Raw genomic sequence first — 13,432 nt, 5'->3', positions numbered from 1 at the left:
CCATCGGGCGTGGGGCCTAGAACACGGTGCCCGCGTGGGGCTGGGCCGGTGTGGCGAACAAGGTATCGAGCGTGGACAGCACCGCCTCGCTCTCGGCCTTGACCCGGCCGGCCCTGGCGAGCTGCCACCAGCGCGTGCCGCCGAGATAGGTCGTTGCCAAGGCGGCGACATCGAGCTCGGCCTGTGCCGGAGCATCGGTCGGCACCGCACCCTGCGCCGAGATGCGGAACCGGCCATTGTTCTCGGCGAAAAGAGGGTCGCTGACGGCGAGCACCACCTCGCCTTCACCGGCATAGCGGCGCGTTTCCAGGGCCTGGCGCACGTCGAGAAGACGCAGCCAGGTCTCGTCCCGCTGCCCGGTCACACGGGCCTGCCGATGGTTTTCGAACAGCCACGGCAGGGCGTCATCCACCGGCCGGCCTGGGAAGAGGATGCGGTGCACCAGATCGACATTGAGAAGATGGCCAATCAGAGCGCCATAGGCGGCATCGTCGGCCGCGACCAGATCGTCGACGACGAGGGTGCGATCCGAGCCGGCGAACCATTCGTCGAGACCGATCGGATGGTAGCGCACATAGCCGCTCTCCCGCCCTTCCTCGCCCGCCACCACGACATAGGCCGGCGCCTTGGACAGGTCCTGGCGCAGGCGCTGGAAGCGCCACCAGGCGTGCCAGCGTGCGATGGCGCCGGCCCGGGCGGTGCCGGCCTGAGCATGGATGGCGGGCAGCAGCGACCAGGCTTCGTCCGGCTCGACGAAACGCACCGGCAGGCCGCGCGCCACGCCCGGCCGCAGTCGGGCCCCTTCGGTGGCAAGGTCGAAACTGACCTGCGAACTGGCGATACCATAGCCGAAATGGGCGTAGATGCGCGCATCCGAAGCCCGCAGCGTAGCGATGGCATCGCCGCGCGAACGCGCCTCTGCCAATTGCCTTTCCAGAAGAGCGGTGCCGATGCCCCGCCTGGTATGGGTGGGCAGCACGCCGACATGGGTGACGGCGGCATGGGCGAGCCGTCCGCCGCCCGGAACCGTCAGGGTGCTGGCATAGGAATTGACGGTGCCGACCAGCGTGCCTGACAGGAAGGCGCCGAGGGTGCGACCCGGCTCATAGATGTCGGCGACGAAGCCGGCATCGATCGGCCCGAAATTCGGCAGACCCACCATGGCGGTGCGGAACAGCCGGGCCGCCTGGATCAGTTCCGGGACGTCATCCAGAACTCTTACCCGGGCGGGCGCCGGGCTCGGTGCCCTGACGGCCGAGAGGTCTACGGCGTGCAGCGACATGGCGTTCAGGCCTTCGCCGGCGGGGTGAAGACGCGTGGCTTCGGCAGCGTCTGGTTGAGCGCGAACTCGCCGATTTCACGCAGGCGGTAGGACACCGGGTCATGCACCGTATGGGTACGCACATTGCGCCAATAGATGTCGAGACCGTATTTGTTGGCCGTCGAGCGCGCACCCGTCGCCTCATAGATATCGGCGGTGACCTCGAGCGAGACCTTGGTGGCGATGACCTTGGCCTGGTCGATCACAAGGGCAAGCTCGCCCCAGGCCTGCGCCGTCAGCGCCGGGCCAGCCAGCAGCGCCGCCTGATAGAGGGCTGCGGCCTTGTCCGCCAGGGCGACGCCGGCGGCGATGCCCGCCGACAGGCGCCCGAAGAGCTGGAGATGGTAGGGATCCTCGGTGGCCCTTTCCAGCCCCGACTCGGGCCAGGGCCGGCCATGGCTGCGCACATGGGCGGAGGCGGCCTCGAGCGCACCCTCGGCAATGCCGAGATAGAAATTGACGAAGATCAGCTGGCTGAACAGCACGCGCAGCCCGTCGCGCTGCTCGACATCGCCGGCATAATGATCCAGACCCGACAGGAGGTCCGCATCGGTCGCCTCGACCCTGTCGAAGATCACCGAGCCGCTGGCGGTGAGGCGCTGGCCGAGATTGTCCCAGTCGCCCTCGAAGCTGATGCCCTTGCGCGAGGGCGGGATCTGGAAATGCACCCGCTTCTCGCCGTCCCAGACGGTAACGGTGAGGATCTGGGCGATCGAGGCGCCGGTGGCGAAGGTGCGCCGCCCGCTGATCAGATAGCCGTTCGCGGTCTTTTCCAGCTCGGCCTTGGGATCGCGCGGATTGCTGACGCCGCCCTGAAACCAGCCCTCCTCGCCGACGCCGCGGGCCGTGGCCTGCCATTGCTCGGGCGTGCCGAGGATGTAGCTCCACACCCCATTGGAATAGTGATAGGCGATCAGCTGCCCGATCGAGCCGTCGGCTGCAGAGATGATACGGCTGATCTCGAGTGCCTGCGCGAGATTGGCGCCGGCGCCGCCCAGGGCCCTGGGCACGGCAAGGCCGAGGAGGCCGGCCTTGCGCAAGAGCTCGATTTCCTCGAACGGATCCTGGTTGGCACGGTCGCGTTCGAGCGCAGTGGCCGCGAGTTCGGCGGCAACACTTTCGGCGCGGCTGCGCCACTCCGCGAATTCCGCCTCCGAAAGGCCGGCATAGATCTCGATGGCGGGGGCATCCCTGCGCGTATCGCGCAAGGCGCTCACGGTTGCGTCATAGGCCACTTGTCTCGTCCTCGTTCAAAGCTGTCGGCACATTGGGGGGTCACTCGGCCGCGGTCGCGGCCGGCACGTCCCGCGCAGGGACGAAACGGGTGAAGTCGCGGAAGGAAGCACCGCGATGATCCTCGCGCAGCCGGCGCTGGCCCTCGCCCTGGAAGCGTTCGCGCAGGGTCACCGGCGTCGCCGGTCGCTCGCGGATGCGGCCGCGCTGGCGAAGCTCGGGCACGATGAAGCGGATGAAGTCCTCGAAGGAGCCGGGGCTGATGGCATAGGCGAGATTGAAGCCGTCGATGCCGGTCTCGTCGGCAAGGCGCTCGAGCGCGTCGGCCACCTTCTTGGGCCCGCCGACCAAAGTGGGATGAATGCCGCCCACACCGATATAGTCGGCGACGTCGCCCACGGTCCAGCGCCGGTCGGCATCGATGCTGGTGAGGCTGGACAAGGCCGAGCGGCCGGCATTGGTCTCGATATATTCGATGGGATGGTCGAGCGGATATTGCGACCAGTCGACCCCGGTCCAGGCCGAGAACAGGGCAAGCGCCGCCTCCACGCTGGTGTAGGAGAGATAGTCGCGATATTTGGCCTCGGCTTCCTCGTCGGTTGCAGCCGTCACCACGCTGATGGCGGTGATGAACTTGATGGCATCGGGCGCCCTGCCGAGCTCGACGGCACGCGAGCGGATCTGCTCGATGCGCCGGCGGATCGAGGGCGAATTGGTACCACCCAGGAAGACGACTTCGGCATTGCCAGCTGCGAATTCGCGCCCGCGCGTCGAAGTGCCGGCCTGGTAGAGCAAGGGCGTGCGCTGGGGGCTCGGCTCGGACAGATGCGCGTCCGGCACGGTGAAATAGGTGCCGCGATGATGGATGGCATGGACCTTGGCCGGATCGGTATAGATCCCCCGCTGGCGATCGCGGATGACCGCATCCTCCTCCCACGATCCCTCCCACAGCTTGTAGGCGACGTCGACGAACTCCTGGGCGCGGTCATAGCGCTCGTCATGCTCGATCTGGCGCTCGAGGCCGAGATTGCGCGCGGCCGACTCCAGCACGGAGGTGACGACGTTCCAGGCGATGCGCCCCTTGGTGAGGTGGTCGAGCGTGGTGAATTTGCGCGCCAGCAGATAAGGCTGCTCATAGGTGGTCGACACCGTGATGCCGAAGCCCAGATGCCTTGTGGCCGCCGCCATGGCCGAGACCAGCAGCAGGGGATCGTTGACGGGGGATTGGGCGGCGGTGCGCAGCGAGGCATCGGGCGTGCCGGCATAGACGTCCAGGTGCCCGAGCGCATCGGCCAGGAACAGTCCGTCGAAGCCACCTTCCTCGAGCAGCCTGGCGAGGCCGATCCAATAGTCGATGCTGGTATAGGTGTCGGCGCGGTCGTCGGGATGGCGCCACAGGCCCGCCGAGACGTGGCCGACCACGGCCATGCCGAAGCCATTGAGCAGAAAAGGTTTCTTGGCGGCAATCGGCTGTGATGAAACGGACATCGTTCAAACCATTCACGAATAATAGGTGGGTGGAGGAACCGTCCCGTTGAGGGCGTAATCGCCGACTTCCAGGACCTTGTAGTGCACGGGGTCGTGCAGGGAGTGGGTGCGCACATTGCGCCAGTAGCGATCGAAGGAGAGTGCCCTGGTGGTGGCCCGTGCGCCCATCAGTTCGAACAGGCGGGAGGTGACCTCCAGCGCCACTTCGGTCGAATGCACCTTCGACTGGTAGGCGATGGCGGCGACCTCGCCTCTTTCGCGCTCGGTCAGCTCGCTCCCGCGTTCCGCCGCGCGCTGGGCCGCCTCGCCTGCCGCATCCGAGAGGGCCACGGCCGAGGCCAGCGCGACGGAGAGCCTGCCGAAACGCTCGACCACCAGCGTGTCCTCGCTGGCCTTGCCGGCCGGGGAGGAAAGCCAGGGCCGCGAGCGCGTGCGGATATAATCGCGTGCCTCCTCGAAGGCGCCGAGCGCCGTGCCGAGATAGAGTTCGCCAAAGGCGAGCTGGATGATGGGCACATGCAGGGTCTCGGCCGGCGTCTGCGGAGCGCCCTCGCGACGATGCGCGACAAGATCGTCCAGGCTCACCGCGACATTGTCGAAGCTGGCGCTGCCGGAGACGGTGAGGCGCTGGCCCATATTGTCCCAGTCATGGCCGAAGCTCAGCCCCGGCGCGGGATTGGGCACCACGAACTGGCCGATATGGCCGCCGGCGTCATTTCCGGCGATCGTCGTCCCCGGCGTGAAACGCACCCAGACATGCAGGGTGTCGGCTACAGCCGCGCCGCTGGCGAAGGGCTTGGACCCGTTGAGCACGAAGCCCGTGCCCTGCGGCGTGGCGCTGATGAGCGGTTCATAGGCGGCCTGGGCCACGCCGCCATGGAACCAGCCCTGCCGGAGGAAGCCCTCCGCGCGCCGGGCAAACAATGCCCGGTTCGCGCCATTCCGGCCCAGGGCCGTGCCGAACAGATGGTAGGTGGCGATCTGGGCGATGGAAGTATCGCCCTTGGCCAGGATGCGGATGATGCGCAGGACCTGCCGGGTGCTGGCACCGCCTCCGCCGATCGCCTCGGGCAGGAAGATCGTCAGGAGACCGGCCTGGCGCAACAGCTCGATCTCCGCCACCGGATCGGCACCGGCGGCATCGCGCGCCGCCCCTGTCCTTCTCAATTCCGCGGCGACCTGCTCGGCCGCCTCGACCCAGAGCCGGAACCGCTCCTCCCCGCTCAGGCCTGCCCGCGCTCCATCGGCGCTCATGACCGGGCCTCAGCCGCCTGGGTTGCCGGGAAGGCAAAGCGGGCCGCTGGATGGTCGGGCGGCACCCGCGGGGAATCGGTACCGAACAGGCGGCTGCGCAGCGCGCCGGCCCGGCGTTCGCGCAGGCGCCCGCGCCGGTCGAGCTCGGGCACGACATGCTGCGCGAAATCGCGGAAGCTGCCGGGATTGACGATGTGGATGAGATTGATGCCATCGGTATCGGTCTCGGCGAGCCAGGCGTCGAGATTGTCGGCGATCCGGGCCGGCCCACCCACCAGCGTCTTCACCCGGCCGAAGCCGCCATCGGGCAGGAAGGCCTCGCGCAAGGTCCAGCGCCGCCCGGAGGCCGGATCGTCGAACATGCGCAGCAGGGATCGATTGGCGTTGGTGTCCTGATAACGCAGCGGCTCATCGAGGGGATGGCCGGCAAAATCGATGCCGGTGCTCGCCGAATAATGGGTGATGGCGCCCTCAAGGCTGTAGTAACGCAGGTAATCGTCGAGTTTCGCCTGGGCCGCCTGGTCGTCCTCGCCCGTGACGACGGCCAGTGCGCTGATGAAGCGGATGGCCCCTGGAGCCCGGCCCGCCTCGCGGGCCAAGTCCTTGATGCCAGCGACATTGCGCCGGATGCCGGCGGCATCGGCCCCGGCGACGAAGACCACCTCGGCATGACGGGCGGCGAAAGCCTGTCCGCGTGGCGAGCCGCCGGCCTGGAAGATCACCGGCACGCGCTGGGGGCTGGGCTCGGAAAGATGCGGGCCGGGAACAGTATAGTAGTGGCCGCGATGGCCGATGCCGTGCACCTTGGAGGGATCGGTATAGAGCCCTTCGGGATGGTCGGCGCTGCCGCGGTCACGCAGGACGGCATCGTCCTCCCATGAACCCTGCCAGAGCTTGTAGGCTACTTCGAGGAATTCGTCGGCGCGATCATAGCGCTCATCATGGGGGTACTGGGCCTCCAGCCCCAGATTGCGGGCGGCGCTGTCGAGCTGGGAGGTCACCACGTTCCAGGCGATGCGCCCGCGGGTGACATGGTCCAGCGTGGTGAATTTGCGGGCGAGCAGATAGGGCTTTTCGTAGCTGGTCGAGACGGTGATGCCGAAGCCGAGATCGCGCGTGGCCGCCGCCAGGGCCGAAACCAGCAGCAGGGGATCGCCGAGGGGCGATTGCGTGCCCGTTCGCAACGAGGCCTCGGCGCTGCCGCCATGCACGTCGAGCAATCCCAGCGCATCGGCGATGAACAGATTGTCGAAGCGGCCTTCGTCGAGGATGCGGGCGAGCTCGAGCCAATAGTCGAGATCGGTATAACGGTACGTCTGATCCTCGGGGTGTTGCCACAGCCCGTAATTGACATGGGAAACCGAGTTCATGGTGAACCCGTTCAAAATGATCGGTTCGGCGGACACGACGCAAATCATCCATTGGTAGGGAAATTGGCTCGCCGGGATGGCCGCGCCCGCTGTCGCCGCAGGCTGCGTCCGGCAAATCGATGGAGGTATGTTTGCGCATAAATTATATATTGTCTATATATTTTATATTCTTTTTATTGACGCCGGCCGTTGACCCGCCCTAGCATGGGTTCAAGCCGCAAGACCTGCCTGAATCAGGCGGCAAATCGCGGTGCTTCAATCAATCTGAGGTAGAATCCATGAGCTTTCGACCGCTCCATGATCGCGTGGTCCTGCGTCGCCTGGAAGGCGAGGAGAAAACCAAGGGCGGCATCATCATACCTGATACCGCCAAGGAAAAGCCCCAGGAGGGCGAGGTCGTCGCCGTCGGTCCCGGCGCGCGCGACGAGAACGGCAAGCTTCAGCCGCTGGATGTGAAAGCAGGCGACCGCGTGCTGTTCGGCAAATGGTCCGGCACCGAAGTCAAGATCGACAGCCAGGATCTGCTCATCCTCAAGGAAGCGGACATTCTCGGCATCATCGCCTGACATCCCCTCCCCCTTTTCACAGCCAGACAAGCCTTCGAGCGCTTTCGTCGCTTCCGGGCCTGAAGGAATCCAATCATGGCAGCAAAAGACGTCAAATTCTCCTCCGATGCCCGCGAGCGCCTGCTGCGCGGCGTCGACATCCTGGCCAATGCCGTCAAGGTCACCTTGGGTCCGAAGGGACGCAATGTCGTGATCGAGAAGTCGTTCGGCGCGCCCCGCATCACCAAGGACGGCGTCACCGTCGCCAAGGAGATCGAGCTCGAGGACAAGTTCGAAAATCTCGGCGCCCAGCTCCTGCGCGAAGTCGCCTCCAAGACCAATGATCTTGCCGGCGACGGCACCACCACCGCCACGGTCCTCGCCCAGGCCATCGTGCGCGAGGGTGCCAAGGCGGTGGCGGCCGGTTTCAATCCGCTCGATCTCAAGCGCGGCATCGACCTCGCCGTCACGGCCGCGATCAAGGACATCGAAAAGCGCGCCAAGAAGGTGAAGTCGTCCGAGGAAGTGGCCCAGGTCGGCACCATCTCGGCCAATGGCGACAGCTCGATCGGCGCCATCATCGCCACCGCCGTCGACAAGGTCGGCAATGAGGGCGTGATCACCGTCGAGGAAGCCAAGAGCCTGGAAACCGAGCTCGACGTCGTCGAGGGTCTGCAATTCGACCGTGGCTATCTCTCGCCCTATTTCGTCACCAATGCCGAGAAGCTGGTGGTCGAGTTCGAGGACCCCTACATCCTCATCCACGAAAAGAAGCTGTCTTCGCTCCAGCCCTTGCTGCCCGTGCTCGAAGCGGTGGTGCAGACCGGCAAGCCCCTTTTGATCATCGCCGAAGACGTCGAGGGCGAGGCGCTCGCCACCCTGGTGGTCAACAAGCTGCGCGGCGGGCTGAAGGTCGCCGCCGTCAAGGCACCGGGCTTCGGCGATCGCCGCAAGGCCATCCTGGAGGACATCGCCGTCCTCACCGCCGGGGAGACCATCTCGGAGGATCTCGGCATCAAGCTCGAAAACGTCACGCTCTCCCAGCTCGGGCGCGCCAAGCGCGTGCGCATCGAGAAGGAAAACACCACCGTCGTCGACGGTGCCGGCAAGAAGAAGGACATCAGCGCCCGCGTCGCCCAGATCAAGGCGCAGATCGAGGAGACCACCTCCGACTATGACCGCGAGAAGCTGCAGGAGCGCCTGGCCAAGATCGCCGGCGGCGTCGCGGTGATCCGCGTCGGCGGCTCGACCGAGGTCGAGGTCAAGGAGAAGAAGGATCGGGTCGACGACGCGCTCAACGCCACCCGCGCTGCCGTCGCCGAAGGCATCGTGCCCGGCGGCGGGGTTGCGCTGCTGCGGGCCAAGGCCGCCGTCGCGGAGCTCAGAAGCGAGAACGCCGACGTGCAGTCCGGCATCAACATCGTGCTGAAGGCCCTGGAAGCGCCGATCCGCCAGATCGTCGAGAATGCCGGCGTCGAAGGCTCGATCGTGGTCGGCAAGATCACCGAGAACAAGTCGGCGACCTTCGGCTTCAACGCCCAGACCGAGACCTTCGTCGACCTCCTGGAGGCCGGCATCGTCGATCCGGCCAAGGTGGTGCGCACCGCCCTGCAGGATGCCGCCTCGATCGCCTCGCTGATCGTCACCACCGAGGCCCTGGTGACCGAGCTGCCCAGGGAAAAACCGCCGGTCGGCCCGCCGGGCGGCGGCATCGGCGACTTCTGACGCCGAGATCAGGCAGGCGGATCGCTCCGGCCTTCCGCCTGCCGCGACGCGCCGTCTCCCGGCACGTCCGCTCCTCTGACTGGAATGAATGGAAGATTACGATGCGGTTCGTTTCCCTGGGCCTCGGGCTGAGCCTTGCCGGCGCCCTGTTCGCCCTCGTCCACGGCGCGGCCCTCGCCGACGATGCCGATAAATATGGCGGCACGCTGATCGTCGCCCAGAACGCCGAGATCACCAATCTCGATCCAGGCCGGGAAGGCGGTTGGGAGACCTTTCGCATCGCCCGCCACATCCACGAGCCGCTGGTGACCGAGGACCTGTCGAAATCCGGCGCGGAGGTAAAGGTCCCGCCCCTCAAGCCGGCCCTCGCCGAATCCTGGGAGATCTCGCCGGACGGGCGGGTCTACACCTTCCATTTGCGTCGCGGGGTCAAGTTCCATGACGGCACCGATTTCAACGCCGAGGCCGTGGCCTTCAACATCCGCCGCGGCTGGGATCCGAAATTCGAGTTCTACGACAAGATCAGCGCCGCCAACCTCGCCTACACCTATTCCTCGCTCAGCCGGATCGACACGCCTGACGACCACACTCTCGTCCTCACCTTCGCCGAACCGTTCAGCCCCTTCCTGCGGATGCTCGCCCAGGGCAGCGGCGGTTCGGGCGGTATTGCCAGCCCCGCGGCCATCCGCAAATACGGCAATGACGGCTATGCCGAGCATCCCGTCGGCACCGGTCCCTTCCGCTTCGTCGAACGGGTACGCGGCCAGAAGGTCGAGATCGAGCGCTTCGACGGCTACTGGGGCGACAAGCCCTTCCTCGACCGCATCATCTTCCGGCCGATCATCGACGGTAATGCCCGTGTCGCCGCTTTGGAGACAGGCGAGGTCGACATCATCTCCTGGCCGCCGCGCGACAGCGTGGCCAAGCTGAAGGCGGAGGGCTTCAGTGTCGACAATGTCGACCTGCCTTCGGTCTATTACTACACCTTCAACACCGCCAACGAGACCTTCAAGGATCCGCGCGTGCGCCAAGCGCTCGCTTTGTCGATCGACCGGGCCGCACTGGCGCGCGACCTGCTCAAGGATACGGCCGGCCCCGCCTATGGCATCCTGAACCCGGGGAGCGATGCCTTCGACCCCTCCTTCCGCGACTATCCCTACGATGTGGAGAAAGCCAGGCAGTTGCTAGCCGAAGCCGGCCACCCCGGCGGCGTCAGCGGCCTCCTGGAGATCTATGCGGGCGGTGAGCCGGTGGCCGAATGGATCCAGCGCGACGCGGCCAAGGCCGGCATCAAGCTCGAAATCCGCTCCTATGACTGGAACAGCTTCCTGGCCCGCAACAAGAAGAACGGCCCCGAGGTTGCCCTGACCTCGATGGAATGGGGCTTTCTCACGCCCTATTGGCTCTACATCGTCGCCCACAGCCAGAGCAGCGGCAATACGGGCAACTACAACAATCCGGCGTTCGACAAGGCCGTCCATGAGGCGATCACCGCCGTCAAGGCCGAGGACATCAGGGACAAATGGCGCGAGGCCAACCGGATCCTGGCCGCAGACGTCGGTAAGCTGCCGATCTATTACGAGCGCACCCACTATGCCGCGGGCAAGAATGTCGGCGGCTTCGCCACCCCTGCCCAGGATTGGTATGATCTCAGCCATGTCTGGCTGAAGGAAAAGCAATAGGCCGGGGGTGCCGGGATGATCGCCCTCATCGCACGCCGCGCCGCCGCTTCACTGGCTATTCTGGTGCTGGTCACCTTCCTGGTCTTCCTGGTTGTTTATTTCAGCCCGGGAGACCCGGTGGCGATCATGCTCGGCCGCGACGCCTCGGGCGAGACTGCCGACCAGATCCGCCGCGATCTTGGCCTCGACAGGCCCTTCCTCGTTCAGTATGGCGCCTGGCTGTGGGGCCTGCTGGGCGGCCATTTCGGCACCTCCATCACCATGCATGTGCCGGTGCTCGACATCCTCGTCCCCGCTTACGTCAACACCTTCATCCTGGCCCTGGCGAGCCTGGTGATCGCGCTGACGGTCGGCGTCCTGCTCGGCGTGCTTTCCGGCCTGCGGGCCGGGGGCTGGTTCGACCGGCTTGCAGCCGCCATCAGCGAGGGCCTGGCGGCGACGCCGGTGTTCTGGCTCGGCATCATGCTGATCTGGCTGGTCTCCAAGCAGCTGCGCTGGCTGCCGTCGTCGGGCATGTACAATCTCAGGGGTTCCCATTCCCTGGCGGACCTTTTCGCCCATCTCGTCCTGCCGGCCTTCTCCGCCGCCGTGCTCGCCATCGCCATCATCATGCGCCTGACGCGCGCCAGCGTCATCGATGCGCTCAATGCCGACTATGCCAGGATGTTCGCCTCGGCCGGCATGTCGACGCCGAGGCTGCTGTTCACCCAGATCGCCCGCAACATCCTGGCACCGATCGTCAGCATCGGCGGGCTGCAATTCGGCACGCTGTTCGGCGGCGTCATCTTCGTGGAGACGGTGTTCGCCTGGCCCGGCCTCAGCGCCCAGCTCTACAACGCCATCACCGCCCATGACATCCCGGTCATCCAGACCGGCGTCCTGATGATTGCCGCGACCTTCATCGTGATCAACCTGATCGTCGACCTCGCTTTGGTCTGGCTCAATCCGCGAGCGAGAGCCTGATGTCATTCTTCCAGGCCTCAAACGCCCTCGGGGCATCGCCCACCGAAACGCCGACGCGCCGGCGCCGGATCGATCGCGGCATCATCGGCCTTGCCATCATCGTCGCGGTGATCGGCCTGGCAGCCCTGGCGCCCCTGATCTCGCCCTATGATCCCGACATCGGCGAAGGCGCCCTCCGTCTCGCACCGCCCGGCACGCCGGGCCATTGGCTCGGGCTCGACGGCCAGGGGCGCGACATCCTCTCCCGCCTGATCTGGGGCGCGCGCCTGTCCCTGATCGCCAGCATCGTCCCGGTCGCCATCGCCTTCATCGTCAGCCTTGGTCTCGGCCTCGCCGCCGGCTTTGCGCGCCAGCCCTTGGGCGCGGTGATCATGCGCGGCATCGACGTGCTCTTCGCCTTTCCGATGATCCTGTTTGCCATCGCCATCGCCGCCCTGCTCGGCCCGGGCCTGATCACGATCATCGCCACCATCGCGCTGTCGCTGGTGCCCTATATGACGCGCGTGGTCTATTTCGCGGTGCTGGCGGAAACCGGGCGCGAATATCTGGATGCGGCGCGCCTGCTCGGCGCCGGCCGCTCGGCCATCCTGTTCGGCGAACTCCTGCCCAACGTGCTCTCGCCCGCCATCATCTACGCCACCACGCTGATCGGGCCGATGATCGGCTTTTCCTCAGGCCTCAGCTTTCTCGGCCTCGGCATCCAGCCGCCCTTGGCCGATTGGGGACGGATGACCGTGGACGGCGTCGGCGTGTTCGCCGAGGGCGCACCGCATGTGGTGATCGCGCCCGGTGTCGCCATCATCATCGTCTCGCTGGCCTTCAACTGGCTCGGCAGCGGCCTGCGGAACTGGCTGGACCCTCATCATCACGCGTAATCGCACTCGCTGAAGGAGCAGCCATGTCGATCATTGCCCCCATTGCGCATCACACGGTTCAGGCATCGCCGGGCCCTTCCGAGCTTTTGCGGCTCACCGATCTGCACGTCGCCATCACCACGCCCCGCCGCACCATCCAGGCCGTCAGGGGCGTCGACCTCGATCTCCAGGCGGGCGAGATTCTCGCTCTGGTCGGTGAGTCCGGCTCGGGAAAGACCATGACGGCGGCCTCCATCGTCGGCCTGCTGCCGCGTCCCGCCGCCCGGATCACACAAGGCCGCATCCTCTTCCAGGGCCGGGATCTGCTCGCGGCCGGCACGCGCGACCGCCAGCGCATCCTGCGCCAGGACATCGCCTTCATCGTGCAGAGCTCCCTGACCTCCCTGAACCCGACCTCCACCATCGGCCGCCAGCTTGGCGACATGATCGCCTTCCGCAACGGCCTCGGCCGCAGCCAGGCCCGCCGCGAAGCCGTGCGCTGGCTCGGCGAAGTCGGCATCGACGCGGCGGAGCGCGTCATGGCCTCCTATCCGCACAGGCTGAGCGGCGGCATGCGCCAGCGCGTGCTGATCGCCATGGCGATCAACAGCCGCCCCAAGCTCATCATCGCCGACGAGCCGACGACGGCGCTCGATACCGCCACCCAAAAGCAGATCCTGGCCCTGCTGGCCCGCATCCGCGACAGCTACGGCACCGCCATCCTGCTGATCACCCATGATTTCGGCGTGGTGTCGTTCCTGAGCGACCGCATCGCCATCATGCAGCACGGACGCATCGTCGAGACCGGGCCGACAGCGCGGGTGCTGGCGGGCCCCCAACATCCCTACACGAGGACACTGATCGACGCGGTGCCACGCCTCGACCATCCCCTGCCCCGTCCAGCGCCCAGCGTGATGAGCGAGCAGGATCAGCCGGCCCTCCTGGCCCGCGCAGCCGGACGATAAGCGATGGCGGCACCTCCCCTCCTCCAGGTCCA

Annotated in this window: 11 protein-coding genes; 6 read left to right on the top strand and 5 right to left on the bottom strand. The window is 66.4% G+C overall.

Annotated elements, in window-relative coordinates:
- Positions 1-16: 16 nt before the first annotated feature.
- From QM672_RS27770 to QM672_RS27750, 5 genes are read right to left on the bottom strand one after another with little or no spacing between them, the layout of a single operon-like run.
- Positions 17-1,282 (bottom strand): GNAT family N-acetyltransferase, encoded by a 1,266-nt coding sequence (locus QM672_RS27770; RefSeq protein WP_415086505.1) that lies wholly within the window; start codon positions 1,280-1,282, stop codon positions 17-19.
- A gap of 5 nt (positions 1,283-1,287) precedes the next feature.
- Positions 1,288-2,556 (bottom strand): acyl-CoA dehydrogenase family protein, encoded by a 1,269-nt coding sequence (locus tag QM672_RS27765; protein WP_311943402.1) that lies wholly within the window; start codon positions 2,554-2,556, stop codon positions 1,288-1,290.
- Positions 2,557-2,596: 40 nt separating this feature from the next.
- Complete coding sequence (locus QM672_RS27760; protein WP_311943399.1) at positions 2,597-4,042, bottom strand: LLM class flavin-dependent oxidoreductase; 1,446 nt, start codon at positions 4,040-4,042, stop codon at positions 2,597-2,599.
- Between the two features lie 12 nt (positions 4,043-4,054).
- Positions 4,055-5,296, bottom strand: coding sequence for an acyl-CoA dehydrogenase family protein (locus QM672_RS27755; protein ID WP_415086502.1), 1,242 nt, complete (start codon positions 5,294-5,296; stop codon positions 4,055-4,057).
- Positions 5,293-6,714, bottom strand: a complete 1,422-nt coding sequence (locus QM672_RS27750) for an NtaA/DmoA family FMN-dependent monooxygenase (protein WP_415086500.1) — start codon at positions 6,712-6,714, stop codon at positions 5,293-5,295. The genes QM672_RS27755 and QM672_RS27750 overlap by 4 nt, the downstream gene beginning before the upstream one ends.
- A gap of 230 nt (positions 6,715-6,944) precedes the next feature.
- Here QM672_RS27750 and groES point away from each other — a divergent pair, with 230 nt between their 5' ends.
- From groES to QM672_RS27720, 6 genes are all read left to right on the top strand, one after another.
- Positions 6,945-7,232, top strand: coding sequence for a co-chaperone GroES (groES, locus tag QM672_RS27745; RefSeq protein ID WP_311943393.1), 288 nt, complete (start codon positions 6,945-6,947; stop codon positions 7,230-7,232).
- Positions 7,233-7,307: 75 nt separating this feature from the next.
- Positions 7,308-8,936: a chaperonin GroEL gene (gene groL, locus QM672_RS27740; RefSeq protein ID WP_394312870.1), complete on the top strand. Its 1,629-nt coding sequence runs from the start codon at positions 7,308-7,310 to the stop codon at positions 8,934-8,936.
- 101 nt (positions 8,937-9,037) lie between these two features.
- Positions 9,038-10,618 (top strand): ABC transporter substrate-binding protein, encoded by a 1,581-nt coding sequence (locus QM672_RS27735; protein WP_311943389.1) that lies wholly within the window; start codon positions 9,038-9,040, stop codon positions 10,616-10,618.
- A gap of 15 nt (positions 10,619-10,633) precedes the next feature.
- Positions 10,634-11,581, top strand: a complete 948-nt coding sequence (locus QM672_RS27730; protein ID WP_311943387.1) for an ABC transporter permease — start codon at positions 10,634-10,636, stop codon at positions 11,579-11,581.
- A complete protein-coding gene (locus tag QM672_RS27725) occupies positions 11,581-12,456 on the top strand; it encodes an ABC transporter permease (RefSeq protein ID WP_415086496.1) in 876 nt (291 codons plus the stop codon). The genes QM672_RS27730 and QM672_RS27725 overlap by 1 nt, the downstream gene beginning before the upstream one ends.
- Positions 12,457-12,479: 23 nt before the next feature.
- Positions 12,480-13,400 carry an ABC transporter ATP-binding protein gene (locus QM672_RS27720; RefSeq protein ID WP_415086494.1) on the top strand — a complete coding sequence of 307 codons (921 nt, stop codon included), beginning with the start codon at positions 12,480-12,482 and terminating at the stop codon, positions 13,398-13,400.
- Positions 13,401-13,432: the final 32 nt, after the last annotated feature.

This window comes from Labrys sp. (in: a-proteobacteria), assembly GCF_047605565.1.
Lineage (GTDB): Bacteria > Pseudomonadota > Alphaproteobacteria > Rhizobiales > Labraceae > Labrys > Labrys neptuniae.
The sequence above is the reverse complement of the archived record's forward strand: the minus strand, read 5'-3'. Positions and strand labels throughout refer to the sequence as shown.